General features: G+C 37.2%; 19 protein-coding genes. All 19 read right to left on the bottom strand.

The annotated features are described in order from the left end of the window. Positions 1-25: 25 nt before the first annotated feature. A complete protein-coding gene (locus ACOCEA_RS02895; RefSeq protein ID WP_420754692.1) occupies positions 26-280 on the bottom strand; it encodes a phosphopantetheine-binding protein in 255 nt (84 codons plus the stop codon). Between the two features lie 3 nt (positions 281-283). Then, complete coding sequence (locus tag ACOCEA_RS02890) at positions 284-880, bottom strand: 3-oxoacyl-ACP synthase (protein WP_420754691.1); 597 nt, start codon at positions 878-880, stop codon at positions 284-286. Positions 881-887: 7 nt separating this feature from the next. Beyond that, positions 888-1,949 carry a methyltransferase gene (locus ACOCEA_RS02885; RefSeq protein WP_420754690.1) on the bottom strand — a complete coding sequence of 354 codons (1,062 nt, stop codon included), beginning with the start codon at positions 1,947-1,949 and terminating at the stop codon, positions 888-890. 99 nt (positions 1,950-2,048) lie between these two features. Next, entirely contained in the window at positions 2,049-3,191 is a 1,143-nt protein-coding gene (locus ACOCEA_RS02880) for a beta-ketoacyl-[acyl-carrier-protein] synthase family protein (protein ID WP_420754689.1), read from the bottom strand. After that, on the bottom strand, positions 3,184-3,612 hold the full coding sequence (locus ACOCEA_RS02875; protein WP_420754688.1) for an acyl-CoA thioesterase: 429 nt from the start codon (positions 3,610-3,612) through the stop codon (positions 3,184-3,186). The genes ACOCEA_RS02880 and ACOCEA_RS02875 overlap by 8 nt, the downstream gene beginning before the upstream one ends. Beyond that, the gene (locus tag ACOCEA_RS02870; RefSeq protein WP_420754687.1) at positions 3,602-4,867 is read right to left on the bottom strand and encodes an ABC transporter permease; all 1,266 of its coding nucleotides are present in this window, start codon (positions 4,865-4,867) and stop codon (positions 3,602-3,604) included. Before ACOCEA_RS02870 ends, ACOCEA_RS02875 begins: the two co-directional genes overlap by 11 nt. Then, entirely contained in the window at positions 4,860-5,603 is a 744-nt protein-coding gene (locus ACOCEA_RS02865) for an ABC transporter ATP-binding protein (RefSeq protein ID WP_420754686.1), read from the bottom strand. Before ACOCEA_RS02865 ends, ACOCEA_RS02870 begins: the two co-directional genes overlap by 8 nt. A gap of 24 nt (positions 5,604-5,627) precedes the next feature. Continuing rightward, a complete protein-coding gene (gene darH, locus ACOCEA_RS02860; protein ID WP_420754685.1) occupies positions 5,628-6,635 on the bottom strand; it encodes a BtrH-related acyltransferase DarH in 1,008 nt (335 codons plus the stop codon). Beyond that, entirely contained in the window at positions 6,628-7,029 is a 402-nt protein-coding gene (DarG, locus tag ACOCEA_RS02855; RefSeq protein WP_420754684.1) for a flexirubin biosynthesis protein DarG, read from the bottom strand. The genes darH and DarG overlap by 8 nt, the downstream gene beginning before the upstream one ends. A gap of 60 nt (positions 7,030-7,089) precedes the next feature. Further along, positions 7,090-7,545: a hotdog family protein gene (locus ACOCEA_RS02850; RefSeq protein WP_420754683.1), complete on the bottom strand. Its 456-nt coding sequence runs from the start codon at positions 7,543-7,545 to the stop codon at positions 7,090-7,092. 3 nt (positions 7,546-7,548) lie between these two features. Continuing rightward, positions 7,549-7,986, bottom strand: a complete 438-nt coding sequence (locus ACOCEA_RS02845) for a hotdog family protein (RefSeq protein ID WP_420754682.1) — start codon at positions 7,984-7,986, stop codon at positions 7,549-7,551. Then, positions 7,987-9,120 carry a dialkylresorcinol biosynthesis protein DarB gene (gene darB / locus ACOCEA_RS02840; RefSeq protein ID WP_420754681.1) on the bottom strand — a complete coding sequence of 378 codons (1,134 nt, stop codon included), beginning with the start codon at positions 9,118-9,120 and terminating at the stop codon, positions 7,987-7,989. It lies immediately after the preceding gene. Next, the gene (locus tag ACOCEA_RS02835) at positions 9,120-10,046 is read right to left on the bottom strand and encodes a flavodoxin family protein (protein WP_420754680.1); all 927 of its coding nucleotides are present in this window, start codon (positions 10,044-10,046) and stop codon (positions 9,120-9,122) included. The genes darB and ACOCEA_RS02835 overlap by 1 nt, the downstream gene beginning before the upstream one ends. Further along, positions 10,043-10,930: an LpxL/LpxP family acyltransferase gene (locus tag ACOCEA_RS02830; RefSeq protein ID WP_420754679.1), complete on the bottom strand. Its 888-nt coding sequence runs from the start codon at positions 10,928-10,930 to the stop codon at positions 10,043-10,045. Before ACOCEA_RS02830 ends, ACOCEA_RS02835 begins: the two co-directional genes overlap by 4 nt. A 23-nt stretch (positions 10,931-10,953) precedes the next feature. Next, positions 10,954-11,196, bottom strand: a complete 243-nt coding sequence (locus tag ACOCEA_RS02825; protein ID WP_420755029.1) for an acyl carrier protein — start codon at positions 11,194-11,196, stop codon at positions 10,954-10,956. 9 nt (positions 11,197-11,205) lie between these two features. Next, positions 11,206-12,423 carry a beta-ketoacyl-[acyl-carrier-protein] synthase family protein gene (locus ACOCEA_RS02820; protein WP_420754678.1) on the bottom strand — a complete coding sequence of 406 codons (1,218 nt, stop codon included), beginning with the start codon at positions 12,421-12,423 and terminating at the stop codon, positions 11,206-11,208. A 4-nt stretch (positions 12,424-12,427) separates the two neighbouring features. Further along, complete coding sequence (gene flxB, locus ACOCEA_RS02815; protein ID WP_420754677.1) at positions 12,428-13,174, bottom strand: flexirubin biosynthesis SDR family reductase FlxB; 747 nt, start codon at positions 13,172-13,174, stop codon at positions 12,428-12,430. A gap of 12 nt (positions 13,175-13,186) precedes the next feature. After that, a complete protein-coding gene (locus tag ACOCEA_RS02810; RefSeq protein WP_420754676.1) occupies positions 13,187-14,308 on the bottom strand; it encodes a WG repeat-containing protein in 1,122 nt (373 codons plus the stop codon). Beyond that, positions 14,305-15,840: a flexirubin biosynthesis tyrosine ammonia-lyase FlxA gene (gene flxA, locus ACOCEA_RS02805; protein ID WP_420754675.1), complete on the bottom strand. Its 1,536-nt coding sequence runs from the start codon at positions 15,838-15,840 to the stop codon at positions 14,305-14,307. Before flxA ends, ACOCEA_RS02810 begins: the two co-directional genes overlap by 4 nt. Positions 15,841-15,863: the final 23 nt, after the last annotated feature.

Below are 15,863 nucleotides of genomic sequence, written 5' to 3'. Positions count from 1 at the left end.
AGAACGAACAAAAAAAGGAACAGTGCTATGCTTTATTGGCAGAAATATAAGCGGCCATAGTATCTATGGATTCAAAGATTTTACGACCTTCTTTTGGGTCGGCCAATTTTATGCCATAATCTTTATCTAACATCACAATAAGTTCCAAGGCATCTATGGAATCTAACCCTAGACCATCACCAAAAAGAGGGTCATTGTCAGCAATTTCATCAACAGAGATATCCTCTAAGTTTAATTGCTCTATTATTTTTTCTTTTAATTCTAATTTCAAATCACTCATGGTCTAATATAATCGGTTTATTTCAGCTATGGAATGTACAAAAGTACCCTTCTTTGCTACAACATACAAAAATGCATTATAATTTTCATTATCTATATCAACCCAGCCACAAAGTACTTTTTCAGCTTTGTTCGTGTCCAAAAGTTCATTAGCGTAAGTGAGTAAGTCATCTGGTGTAAATTCATCGGATACAAAGAAACTGTTTTCTGAATATAATTGGTGTTTTATACTGATTTCACCCATACAAATATTTGGCAAAGTGTATACAAAAACCGCTGGACTAGGGTAATATTGTGTAGCATCCTTAATGGATTCTTGATACTTCCTGTCCGTATCCAAACTCGATGCCCTGTTGGACAAGACCAAGGCCATATTCTTTTCTTTTTCCTGTTTTAAAAGCATATCTGAAGCAATAAAAGCAAGCTTGCTCAAATTATCCATTTTAAAAAATTTGGGATAATCGGTATTCAGTTCTTTGTAGGCAGATTTTATTACCGATTTAAATTCGGTGTCCAAAGATTTAAAGATAAGTTTTCCATTTACAGAAACCTCACCGTTTTTAACGTGACTATAATCTTGTATGTAATACTTGTTTTCCAAATACAGCTTATTTCTTTTTACAAACGAACAAGGTATGAAATTCGCCGAGACTAATATCCTCTTTTATATTCAGTCCGGCTTCTTGTGCAAGGGCAAGTAACTCGGTAGCCTTGTACATTTTACTATTGCCATTGGCAAGTGCCGTAAAATATAATGATGTGGCTTCTAAGGTAAATTTGGCATTAGCAAATTTCTGGCGATCGGTATAGGTTTCAATAATTATTAGCTCAGTATCATTGTCCATAGCATTTGCGGCAACTTTCAAGATTTTCAAAATCTCTTCTTTAGAAAAACAGTCCAAAAACTGACTCATCCAAATGGTGTCTGCGCCCATTGGAATTTGTGGGTTCTTTGACAGCCAATCTATTTCGGTTCCGCTTACTCGCTCTCCAAAACCTTTTTCGGCCGTATTTGCCAAAGCTTTTTTAAGTTGTCCTGGCAAATCAAAAATGTGTACGTTAACATTCTTATTGTAATCACAACATTGAATGGCAAATTTTCCGGTATTGCCACCAATATCAAAAAGTAATTTAGGTTTATGTTTAAAAACAATTTTCAAGGCATCCTCAAAAATACCGTCAGAATAAAAATGATCAAATTCAAACCAAGATTTCTGAATATGTGGGTCTAACTGTGAAAGGCCTTCATAAATGGTTTTCCAGTGCCCCAACTCCTTTAAGCCGGCGGGCTTTTCTTCTTTAATGGCTTCCTGTAAATGAAACAGACCTTGGTAGCAAACATCGTGGGTAAAGTTTAGGTTTACCTCGGTCATTGGATTGTAACTTAGGAAGTATCCTATTTTGGTGAGTTCATATTTACCCTCATTATCTAAGCTAACAATATCTGCACTTTCTGCAATTTCTAGTAGTACACTTAAGCTATATTCACTTAGCGTTAATTGCGATGCAATTTCGGAAAGGGTTACACCACCATTGGTATTGTTATTAAAAATAAAATCAAAAACACCTAGTTTTTTTAAGGAAACCGTGGTTTGAAAAACAAATGGGGCAAAGGCTATTTTTTGTGCTTCCTGTAAAGCATCAATTGCTCTTATATTCTTCTTGGACATTACAATTGTTTAACTGAACAAATTATGTCATTTGATGTAATGACGGAAATCTATTAATTTAAAACCGCGAATTTAAGGCTATTCCTATTATTTTTAAACTCATACTTTTTGAAAGATTGCTGCCGTGTTGGAGCCACCAAACCCTGAAGCGGTTTTCAAAAAAGTGGTTATATTCTTTGATGTTGTACTGCGTATTATGTTCAATGGTTGGGAAACACCCAGTTCTTGAAATCCTTTAGAGGCAAATAATGTATTTTGATGTAGCGAATGCATACCAATTATGGTTTCCAGCAATCCCGAAGCACCCAAAGTGTGTCCAAAATAACTTTTTAAGCTATTCAATGGGGTATTGGCCAGACCAGCACGGTTAAAGGCAATGGATTCCATTTCATCATTGAACATAGTTGCTGTACCGTGCGCCGAAATGTAATCTATTGCTGATGGATTTATATGGGCCTGTTCCAATGCAATGTTCACACTTCTATACAAACCTTCCCCTGTTCTTGACGGACCAGAGATATGGTTGGCATCATTACAGGATGCCTCACCCAAAATCCTAACCGATTCCGATGAAATTTTACTTTCATTCTTGGTGACCAAAACACTTGCCGCTACTTCGCCAATATTTATCCCTGTTCTTGTATTACAGTAAGGTCTACATGGAGCCACGCTTAAAGCTTGAAAGGCATTAAACCCAGATAATATAAACTGGGTTACCAAATCACCGGCAACCACAAAAACGTCATCATACCTGCCTTGCTGTATAAACCTTTTGGCTACAGCAATCGCTAAAACTCCGGATACACAGGCATTGGATACAATAATGGGCTTGCTTTGAAATCCAAAAAATTGCTGGATTTTTGTGCCTAGCGCAGATAAATAGGCTCTATCTTCAGGGAAAGGATTACCCTTCTCAAAAACATCTATATTCCCTTTGGTAGTTGATAGAATAATGCCAACTCTATTGGTAGGGGTAACGGCAGATTTTTTCATAGTATCCGCTAAAGACACTAAAAGCATTTGCTCCAAACGGGTATGGGCCTCCTTAGGATTTAGAGCCTCATATTGTTTTTTAAGACCAACCTGGTCTATTCGTGATGAACAAAAAGTCTCATGAAGCACATGTTTGTCATCGTATTGGGTAAGACTTGTAATTTCCTGCTTTATCTTATCAATGGCAGAAGTACTGTTAAACCCGTATGCGGAAACAATATTGTTATGTGATAAAAATATGTCATCCATGTAATAGGCCTACTTTTTTCTTCCAATCCTTAAAAAACTCTGGTATTACTAGAGAAAGGTCGCCGTGTAGCTCTACAAATACTTGTACTGTTTCCCCAGTACAAACTACCTTCCCTTCTGGATTTAGAATTTCGTATTTAAAAATCATTTTGGCCGCCGGACTATCCACATAGGTAGTTTTAATTTCCGCGACATCACCATATTTTAATGGTAATTTATGCTCACAGGTAGATTTTACGATAGGTGTGGAGAAATTATATTTTTTTTGGTCTAAATAGGATATGCCATGATGTCTACCAAAGGCTTCCCTGCCATCTTCAAAATACTGTATATAATTCCCGTGCCAAACAATACCCAATGGATCGGTCTCCGTAAAACGTACCCGAACCTTGCTTGTAAAACTAATTTCTTTAGACGGCATTTTTTCTCTTGTTATAAATGATAGCTATACCTGTTGTCATCAAAAAGAAAAACAATAATAGCGATAATTCCGGAATTAATTCTGACAAACCAACATCGCGTAAAAATACATCATAAAAGGCATTTAGGGCCCAATTCATGGGGGATAGATTTGAAATTGCCTGCATGAATTTTGGCATGGCAAATACAGGAACCCATACGCCCCCAATAGCAGCTAAGATAACTACAAATGTTGCTCCAAAGGGAGCAGATTGTTCTTGGGATTTTGCAATGGTGCCTAGTAATAAGCCAAGACCTGTTGCTGCCAAACCAGCAAAAAATGCAACCAAAAATAGTAAAGGCAGTCTTCCCCCTATTTCTAATTTAGGAAGGTTTATCAGTGGAAATAGATAAACACCAACCAAGAGCATTAGCCCAAATTGTAATAGAGACACGGTTAAGAATACTAAGGCCTTGCCCGATAAAACAATGGCATAAGGGACTGGTTGTGTGCGTAAACGGACAAATGTTCCTTGGTTTTTCTCGTTGACCATATTGATGGACAAAGGAAGGATAATAAAAAAAATAGCAAACAACGTCCAAGCCGGGATATTATGCTGGGTAGAATTTGGAATAAGTTCTTTTTTGCCAGAATTAGGTATGATTTCCTTAAAAGTGATAAAATTACCGGTGTCAAATAAAATATCAGAATCATCACTTCCCAATTCTTCTTGAAAGGCCTTATAGATAGATTCACTCTCTATCTGGGCAATCATTTTATCGATATTGTTACGAACAGAACTTTTAAAGGATTCCTGTGTAGCTGGATCAAAATAAAGCCGAATCTCCTTATTTTTAGCTGCCGTAGCTTGCTCTTCAGATTCCTCTTCAACACCAAACTTTGCCAATATACCCGATACATTTTCCTCAATCTTTAGATTTAAATCACGGGAGAGATTTTCAGGCAACACAATTGCTAATTGGTTCGTTCCTTTTTGGACCAAATCTTTAGCCTTCTTTTCTTCATTTTCTATGATCAATTCAAAATAATCCGCATTGGTCAATGTCGTTTTTATTTTGTCAGAGACAGATCCATTATCAAGATCAACCAATAGTATCGGGATCTTGTTTTCTTGTATTATTTTAAACGTATTGTCCTGAATTACAGTAATTGTAATTACCAATAACAAGGGCATAACAAATAAGACAGCTAACCCACCTAAATCCCTGGTGAGAAGTAATAACTCCTTATATGCTGAGATCCAAATTTTATACATGGTCTCGTAATGCTTTTCCGGTTACTGCTAAAAATACATCTTCTAAATGCTCGGCATCAATTTGATTTGAAATAAGCTCTTTCGGAGTTCCAACACTAATAATATGTCCATGGTCTATTATACCTACACGGGTACAAAAATGTTCAGCTTCATTTAAATGGTGTGACGTGTAAATTATTGTAGTGCCGTTTTTGTTCAATTTGGTCAGAAATTCTATAATAACAGATTTTGATTGTACGTCTACACCTACCGTGGGTTCATCTAGAAATAAAACCTTAGGTTGATGCAGTATACTTGCTATTAAATTGACCCGTCTTTTCATGCCTCCGGAAAAGCTTTTTATTTTTTTATTCGCAAATTCTGAAAGGCCTAAAATTTTCAGGTGCTCATGAATTTTGGTTTTAAGAGCATGGTCTTTTAGCCCATACATACAGCCAAAATAATGTAAGTTTTCATATGCGGTAAGACTTGGGTATAGGGCATATTCTTGGGGAACGATACCTAAAAAATGTTTAAGTGCCTTTTCATTGGCAATAAAGTTCATTGAATTGATATGAAAAGAACCGGATGTAGGTTTTAGTAATCCACACAACATTGAAATTAAGGTGGTCTTGCCGGCACCATTAGGGCCAAGAAGCCCAAATATTTCACCCTCTTCTATGTCCAAGTTTATATTGGAAACTGAATAGTGTGTGGCACTTTTATATTTTTTGGAAAGTTGTTCTAATTTGATCATGATAATCGTATTCTAAAAAATCAACTAGACAGCTTTTCTTAGCGTTCTGAAAAATTTTTCCTCGCGATCTGCTATGGCTTCCAATTGAATGGCGATGTCCTCGTAGCCATTGCTTGCAGCATTCCTGTTTTTATATATGCGCGAGGCATCCACAGCGAAATCCCGCCAGGCATCACCAATGGAAGTCATTTCTTTTGAGAGGTCCAATAGTTTGTTGTTTTGTAAAAGCTCACTTGATTCTTGAAGAAAAGCGGCATAAATATAACGGAATCCTCCACCACCAGTTCCAATCTCCTCTTGCATGCGTACAATTTGACCTAGATAGTGATTTGCTTTTTTAGCCCCTAGCTTTTTAGGCCATTTTCTGATGTTTTTGGCAACCCAACGCATGGCCTTTACCCCAACAATGGGCACTGGTGCGGTCATATCACGACTCGTTTGCCTTATGCCTTGAACAATGGCTTTTTCTAAGGTTAATTTCTCTGGAAAGGATACCGGGTAATACATGTGACCCTTTGGGGCAAAAGCACCTTTTGCAAAACGCACTTTTTCCAGTTCTTTGCTAGATAGACTGGTAACTATTTCCATTACGGGGTCACTTATTAAGTATCGATCTCCTTCCCTTCCATAAACTACCATGTTGTGGGCGTTAAAATGAAACCGATATTCATCTGGGAAATATAGAAGATTATAGACGCCTACCTGTAACCCTACCGGGGTATTATTGGCCAAATTTTCATCCAATCTGGCTTTTGCCATTTTAGGATTTTTAAATTTTTCCTTTTTCATTTTAATCCCAACGCGCTTGGCAAATTTATTAAAGATAAAACCTGGCATTGAACGGTAGGTAAAAACAGGCGCGTAATTTACTTTTAGAAATGGTAGATAACTAAAAAGTAATCCAGAGCCTATGCCAAATACCATAGGTTCGCTAATTTCAAAACCATTATGGCGCATAAGGTTAGAAATAACACCATTTTCACAATGTGCAGATTGTTTGTGCGCAAATTCTACTTTTGGGTCTTTAGCCATTACTGTTTTTTAGTTGTTCAATGCTTATCTCAAAAACTTCGGCATATTTTTCAAGTGTTCTTTTACTTAATTTTTTGAAAACAGATGGTTTAAAATGTCTTTTAACGCGCCACTGCCATATGCCAACATAACTGGCTAGTACGGGGATATCCATTTTATGGAGTTCCATATAGTAGGGTATAGGACTTGTCTCTTTTTTTAGTACTTTTTCTTTGGCAAGGGTAATACGTTCTTCTATTTCCTTTATGGCATTGTCAAGGGCTATTGTTTTTGGGTCCCAACCTGTACTTAAGGTAGTGGTGTATTTGCCATTTTCATCAACAGCATATACCATTTCTCTAATATTAGCGGATGCCAAATTGCTTTTATCTTGTGGTACTTCTTCTTTTTTCACCTGGCTAGTTTCTGAATAGTTAAACTTGCAACTTACAGTTTTGTTACTGTATATTGGATCTTATACTTCGTGAATAAGACAATTTAGGACACAATCTACAATTAAATCATCATTTCTAAAAGTGGAACAACTAATGGTGCATATGCTTAATTCGTCGGAGTCATAGCGCGAGATTAAATTTGCTTTGGTTATCAAGGATTCACCAACTTTGGGCAATTGATAAATTTTAACCGATTTAATAGCGCTTATATAACCAATTAAGTTGTTGCTGGTACCTTCCAAATCTTCATCATCATAATAACTTTGACCAACTATTGCAGAACAAGTTTGTGCCGCGTTTTCTATGAGGCCTGTTTCAACAAAATAATCGTCCTTAATAAAAATACAGTCGCTGGTAAGATGAAACTCTGTAATTACAGAGGTGTCATCAATAAAGGGCATGTTACTAACCAATAACATGGGAGGTCTATGTGGCAAGAACTTTCTAATATCAATTTTCTGTTGGCCTCCTCCCATAATTTAAGAAGCTAGTGCAGTTTTTATTTCACTACTGGCAATAAGGGTTTTACCACATTCTATTTTGGCCTTAACTAAGGTAACTCCCATAATATCATGAAGAATAGTAACGGTGGTAACAAGTTCATCGCCTAATTTAGGGAGGGTGAAAATTTCAGCCTTTTTAATAGCACCGATATATCCCACAGGGGCAGCTTCGTTTTTAAGATAATACGTATAGCCTTTATGCATTGCAACGGTTTGAGCCATATTTTCTATGAGGCCAGGTTCTTGGAATTCATTTGAGGAAAAGAATAGATTGGACGCGGTAATTGTTAATCCTGAAACAATTTCATTTTTGGAAAAATGATGCAACTTATCTACCATTACGAACGGCCATTTTTGTGGAATAAGCTCATTCACAAAAATTGAGTTTGTAATTGGTGGCTGCATTGGACTCATTTAACAAACGGTTAAATACGCGTACATATATGAAAAACGGGCACTTTCAGGTACATGTAACAATATTTTGTCGCCTTTTTTTAGTTTGCCAGAATCTATAAGTTCTTCTAGCATTACATAAATCGATGCTGCGCCAATATTACCTACATGTTCTAGGTTTAAGAACCACTTTTCCCAAGGTATTGGTATGCCTTGTTTTTCCATTTCTTTATAGAGCCCTTCTTTAAAGTAGTAAGAGGAAATATGTGGTAAGTAAAAGTCTACGTCATCTGGACCAATTCCGTGTTTGACAAAGGTTTGTTTTAAGCTATCTACCCCTTTTACCAAGATATTGCTTCCTAACAACCTTGTGTCCTGTTTCATGGCGAACAAAGACATTTTACCCCATTTATCTGCCGGAAATTCACTCCACGGTTGTAGATGGCCATTTTCTTGCTTTTCCCCACCGGCATACATACATGCCTCAATTTCATGGGCGTAAGAGTAGCCATCCATCCATTCTATTTTTAATGGATTGGGGCCATTCGCCTCACTCTCCAGTAACACCGCTCCGGCACCATCTGAGAGCATCCATCTTAAAAAATCTTTGTTAAAAGCGAGCATTGGATTATCTTCTAAATCCTTTAAATGTTCCACTTCATCTTCAAAAACATCACTTTTCATCCAAGAGGATGTGCGTTCAGATCCCGTGCATACCGCATTGTCTACTTGCCCGGTCATTACTGACAAAAAACCATATTTCAATGCATTCATTCCAGAACAACAGGCACCAGAGGGCGAGTTGATTTCCATATTGCCATTTTTTAAAAAACCATGAACCATGGCGGCATGTGATGGTAAAATTTGATCTGGACTAGAAGTGCCACAAGAAAGTAGTTGTATATCCTTGGTCGTGAAATTTTCATCACACAATACTTCTATGGCCTCTTTTGTTAATTGGGCATTGTTATGTGTGGTCTTGCCATTGTCATCTATGGCGTAGTAACGTTGTTTTATTTGATTATTCCTTAAAACAATACGACGTGCTTTTGATGCTTTACCATTGATGAAACCAAGTTTGTTTTCCATTTCTTCATTGGTAACCGGCTTGTTGGGTAGAAACTTCGCAATCTTTGTGATAAATACGTCCTTCATTAATTCTCTTTTAAGGCCACGGAGGAATAATAGGCCTTGTCAATTTTTCTTTGTTTAAAGCTTGGCAAATAAGTGATCAAAAATACGACAAAAACTATTGGTGCTATGACCCAAATGGCAAATAACAAATAAAATTTGAAGAAACCAATCCATTTTGATCGCTTTGGATTTCCGGGTTCACCTTTCTTAATAATTAGGTTGGCCCATTTAGAAAATAACACATTTCCACGTTTATCCGTCATTACCAAAAACGGGATTATTTTCACCCCGTTCAATGCTATTATTTCTTTTTGCAAGGTCCGGAAATTGTTCGACTTAATTGCCTTTTTAATAGGGGGTCCAAATCTTTCTGCTTGGGAAATATCCAAATCAGAAACTCCTGGTTTAGGAAAAATACCTAGATAACGGTCTTTTCTACCAGAAAACATCCAATGGGAAATTGTAATTACACTAACATGATTGATATGACGGTCTACCAATGCAATATGGCCTACTAAATTGGCGCCAATCACATGCAGTAGCTTTTTCATTTTTTCTTGGGCCTGTATCCACATATTTCTACAGGCAAGTATTGTTACTACTGGAGTGTTTTTCAATAATTGCTCGGCGTATTCTGATTTTAAAAAGGAATTGATTGGTATAGAAGGGGTGAGATACCAAACTTGGTAACCGAGAATAACCAAATCATACGACCTATCTAATATCTCTTTGGATGGTGCTTGAAAATCTCTTGGTACTTGTAAAAAGGATTCCGGAAAGGCATCATAAAATTTTTCTGGTTGCCATGGGAATTCAAATTTAGGTTTTGGAATAATTTCAAAATAGGATATGTTCACATCATCACCATGAATATGTTTGGCAACATTGTCCAAAATTGTACGAAGTTGCCCAGTTTGGGAATAATAAATGACTAAAACTTCTTTCATGGTTTTCTACTGTCTTTCCAAAAATCAAAATAATTAAACCATTGCAATGGATATTTTTTTAGCATCCACTCCATACTAAGAATATATTCCTTTAACAACGCTTGGGGATCTCTAGCTTTTGCAACGGCTTGTCTAGCATATAAATGGTATTCTTTTTTTGGCCCCTTCATCACATAGACAAACAAAACAGGTACTTTTAACCGAGTGGCCAATAAATAAGGTCCTAAAGGGAAATTGGCTTCGGCACCCAAAAACCTTTCCTTTAAAACTTTTGAACCAGGTAAATAACGGTCGCCTGTAAAAACCACTAAACCGCCTTGGTCCAATGCTGAATGTATCTCAAAGATATGGGACATATCATCTTGGACAACAATAAATTTCATGGAAGACTTAGCCACAATACCATCCATGTATTCTTTAATATTTTCATGTTCAGCATGGGTCGTTACCATATATATTTTTGAAATGGAATACCTGTCTTCTAAAAAGTACTGGGATACTTCAAAATTTCCAAGGTGGCCACTTATCAAGATACCACCTTTATTCTGTTTAAGTAAGTAGTCTATATGTTCAATACCATCATGGGTGTACGAATATCTGTCCCTAAATTTTGTGCTTATAGCAACGCGATCGGTGAGTACTTTCCCCAACGTAAAATAGCTTTTGTAAATATGGGCAATACTTTTTAGAACTGAATACTTTAACCTTTTGTGGAAATAGTGATAAATAGCTTTAGAACTCCTATAAGAGAAGAGAAAGTAGTAGGCGACTAAAAATCGCAAAATAAAATAGGCAATGCCAATACCAAAAGTATTAAGAAAGAAAATAAATAGTTTATACCCTAAAAGGGTGCCTTTAGACTTTCCTTCCCACTCGGTTGCCATGTAGTTTGGTTCTTAGGATTGGATTAATCCAACTTTGTTTCAATAAGATTATAAAAATCTTGCAGTGTTACTACATTGGTAAAATCTTCGCCAACAAGTTTAATGCCGAAATTGCTTTCTACTGCCACAACCAAATCTACGAAGTCCAAACTATCAAGACCTATGGCATCCTTTAAGTTGGCGCCTGGTATTAATTCTTCTGCTTCAACTTCAAAATCATCTATAAGAAAATCGTTGGTTTTTTCAATTATGGTTTCCTTGGTCATCATCTATAGCTAACATTTTTTTACGATCAAGGCGGAATTTGTGCCGCCAAATCCAAATGAATTGGACAAAAATACATCAATTTTTTTATCTATCGTTTTACTGGCAATGTTTAGTTTTAAGGCATCTTCATCCGGATTTTCCAGATTTATATTTGGTGCTACAAAACTGTTTTCCATCATAATCATGGAATATATTATTTCACTCGCACCTGCCATCCAACATTCATGACCGGTCATTGATTTGGTTGAACTTACAAGTGGGGCACTCTTGCCAAATACCTCAAAAATAGCTTTGGCCTCGTTTGCATCTCCAACTGGTGTGGAAGTGGCATGTGCATTTACATAATCAATAACCGAAGCTTCTAAAGATGCGTCTGATAAGGCTTTTTTCATTGCCTTTGCAGGGCCTTCTACGTTAGGTGTCGAAATATGTGCCCCGTTAGAGGAAAAACCATAACCTACTATTTCCCCTAGTATTGTTGCCCCTCTTTTTACAGCAGACTCATAACTTTCTAAAATCACGGTTGCTGCTCCACCGCTTGGTATTAAGCCGTTTCTGTCGCTGTCAAAAGGGCGTGAAGCTTTCGTTGGGTCTCCATCCCTTTTGGCAAACACGCCAAGTCCATCAAAACTGGCCATGGCTATATGGTTTATTTCTTGTGCACCACCAGTAATGATACAGTCTTGTAAACCGCTTTTTATCAAATGATAGGCAACTCCAATGGAGTGCGAACCGCTCGCACAGGCTGCACTAAGTGTAAAATTTACCCCTGTTAATTTGAACAGTGTAGATAGGTTCATGGTTACCGTAGAGTTCATGGCCTTGAAGATTGCCCCAGACCCTACTAACGTGGTGTCTTTTTTATCTCTTATGGTATCAATAGATTCTACAACCGATAATGCCGTACTATCATTGCCATAAATAATGCCTACCTCGTTATGGTCCAAGTAATCTTGGTCTAAGTTTGCATTTTTTAAGGCTTCTATCGTTGCTATGTATGCATACCTACTTTCCTCTCCCATACTGATCCTTTCCCGCCTAGAGAGAAGTTTTTTTAGATCGGGATCTTCAACGAAACCAGTTAGGGGTGACCTATAACCAAACTCAATTCTATTTTGATCTATGATAATGCCCGATTTGCCCCGATAGAGCGAATTTTTTACTTCTTCCATATTCTTGCCAATGCAAGAATATATGCCCATGCCTGTTATTACTACTCGCTTCATTGAACTAAGAATAGATGCCTCCGTTGATATTAATGACCTCACCTGTTATATAGGATGATTTGTCCGATGCTAAAAAGGAAACAATATGGGCTACTTCTTCTGGTTTTCCAAACCGGTTAGCTGGAATCATTTTCTTAAGCTCCGATTCATCCAAATCTGCGGTCATATCCGTTGCTATGAAACCAGGCGCTACCGCGTTAACCGTAACGTTTCTTTTTGCCACTTCTTGGGCCAATGCCTTAGTGGCCCCAATTACGGCTCCTTTTGCGGCAGAATAGTTTGCTTGTCCTGGAGTTCCCTTTAACCCCGAGACCGAGACCATATTTATGATACGGCCATATTTATTAACCAATAATTTTTGAATTAGGTTGTTGGTTACGTTATAAAAGCCGTTTAAGCTAGTATCAATAACTTTGGACCAGTCTTCATTGGTCATCCACATAAAGAGACCGTCTTTGGTAATGCCTGCATTGTTTATCAATACTTCTATTACGGCATTTTTATTGGTCTCATGCCAACTATTTAAGGTGGTGGTTACATTTTCTGCATTGGTTACATCAAACTGTAACAATTCACCGGTGCCTCCGGCATCGGATACCATTTGCAATGTCTCCTCGGCTGCTTTGTGGTTGCCTTGATAGTTTATAAGTAATCTATAATTTAGATCTTTTGCCAATTGAATACATATTGCCCTTCCAATTCCTCTAGAACCTCCAGTTATGAGAGCGTATTTGGCCTTTTCTTCTTTCATCTATCTTATTGTTCAATTTTGTACAAAAGGCTCGGCGTTCTGATACCATTTATTGCCTAATAATACCCCTTTTTCGTTAAAATAACCCCAGCCTTTTTTAGATTTTAACCTGGCCAGATCTCCAATAAAACCTTTATCGTCATTACCGGATAAAAATGCTAATCCCGCCGTAATACTATAATTTGTTGGTATGATAATAGTGCCCGAAGTATCTATAAATCCCCAGTCTTTTTCTTTTACAGGCGCTAAACCATTGGCAGCAAAAACCTCTGCATCTTTATATTGGAAATCAATTACGGTTTCACCTTTTGTGTTTATATAACCCCAAGCTTTGTCCTTTGCTACAGGGGCCAATCCGTTAGAGAAAGCTCTGGCCTTATCAAAAGCAGGTGCAATAACCCAAGCTCCTTTAGAATTTACAAAACCTATTTTTTTATCTTTTCTGGCATACGTAAGGCCTGAATCGCCATGAAAGTTCCAAACTTTATCTGCCCCTTCTATCACATTAAAGGAACCGTTATGGATAATTCCAAAATCACCACCTTTTTTACCATAAACCCCAGATGGGTTAAATGTATTGCCAATTTCTTCGTATTCTATCGGGATAATGGTTTTACCTGTATTATCAATCATACCCCAAAGCTCACCATTTCTCACCTTGGCATAGCCATTTCTAAAGGTCTTAATTTCGTCTAGAGTAGGTTCTAGGATAATTTGCCCGTCAGTACCAATAAAACCAATTTTATCATTTTGTCGAATTAAAGCAACTCCTTCCTCAAAATCATAATATTTTTCTGTGTTAGGAACCTTAAGCTCTTGGCCGCTTTTATCTATATAACTCCATTGGTCGTTTTTAAGTACTAGGGCATAGCCAGAGTTAAAGTACTTTACTTTATCGTATTCAGGTTGTAGGGCCCACTCCCCTTTGGTATCAATAAAACCCCATTTTTTTTCTTGTTCAACCGCGGCTAGTCCCTCAGAAAAACTCTTTGCGCTTTCAAATTGTGGTTTAATAACATATTCACCTGATTTGTTGATATAGCCAAACAAATCATTGTCACGCACCAAGGCAAGTTCCTGTGCATAGGAAACAGTTAAACAAAGGGTCAACAATAAACTTAAAACAGTTCTCATGATTTTTTATTTTGATGGTTTATAATATAGTTCTTTACTTCATTTACATAAGGATACATTACCTCATCTTTTTTAAACGGGGGAACTATGTTACGAACGGCATCGTACATTTTTTTGGTTTTTGAGGAAACCTTATCCTTAAAATCCAAATATTCTATTGCCTGTACTATGGTTATCATTTCTATGGCCACTACCTCAAAGGCATTTTCTATTACTTTTTTTGTAATCAAGGCGGCATTGGTACCCATGCTCACAATATCTTGATTATCATTATTGTTAGGTATGCTATGTACATACATTGGGTTCGCTAGCATTTGATTTTCAGCAGTGGTTGATGTTGCTGTAAACTGTACGCCTTGCATACCAAAATTTAGACCTAAGGTACCTAAATTAACAAACGGAGGCAAGATGTTATTTAATTTAGAATTCAATAAATAATTTAATTGCCGCTCTGCCAACATACTCATTTTGGTAACAACTATTTTCAACTTGTCCATCTCCAAGGATACATAATCACCATGAAAGTTACCGCCATGGTATACATGTTTTTTGGCCACATTTACAATTGGATTATCATTTGCACTGTTTACCTCTTCCAATAATATTTGCTCAACACCATTCAAGGTGTCTAAAACTGGTCCTAATATTTGGGGCACACATCTAATAGAGTAGTACTCCTGAACTTTTTCTTCAAATATGGTGATTTCATCATTTTCCTTATATAAATGATGCTCCCTTTTTCTTGTTAATGAACTGTCTAGTAAATGGCTGCGCATAGCCCTTGCGATCTCGCGCTGGCCGTGGTGTTTTTTCGAAGCATTAAGTTCCTCGGACAAATGGTCATCATAGGCTTGCATTATTTCATTAATGGCCGCAGAACAAGCAATTTGCCATTCTAGTATTCTTCTAGTATAAATGGCATTGACAATTCCTATTCCGGTCATAACCGATGTGCCGTTCATTAGTCCCAGCCCTTCCCGTAACGCTATGGTAATAGGTGCTATTCCTTCAATTTTAAAAACCTCCTTTGTAGGTCTTCGTTCCCCTTTATAAAAAACCTCACCCTCACCAATAAGTACCAAGGCCAAATGTGCCAATTGAACCAAATCACCACTTGCCCCAACACCGCCATGTTCATATATCAAAGGAGTAATATCCTTGTTTATAAGTTTAGACATGACCGTTATAACAGAGACATGTACACCAGAATTACCCAAGCCCAATGTGTTTAAACGAGCTAACATAGCTGCTTTCACATATTTAGGGGCTAAAGGTTGTCCGGTGCCAGAGGCATGGCTACGTATAAGGTTATACTGTAATTCTAAAGTTTCAGAATCTTTTATTTTGTATTGGGCCATGGGTCCAAAGCCTGTATTTACACCATAGATAACCTTATTTCTTGAAAATTCCTTTAGGAAAGTAAAACTATCATTGACGGTATTTAGCAATTCTTCTGATAGGCTTATCTCTTTGTTCTCGAAAATTATTTCGTAGAATTCACGTAATCCTAACCTTCCTTTAATTTCTGGCATGTATGGTTGATTCTGTCCGGTTT

The organism is Maribacter luteocoastalis, assembly GCF_048890225.1.
Lineage (GTDB): Bacteria > Bacteroidota > Bacteroidia > Flavobacteriales > Flavobacteriaceae > Maribacter > Maribacter luteocoastalis.
The sequence above is the reverse complement of the archived record's forward strand: the minus strand, read 5'-3'. Positions and strand labels throughout refer to the sequence as shown.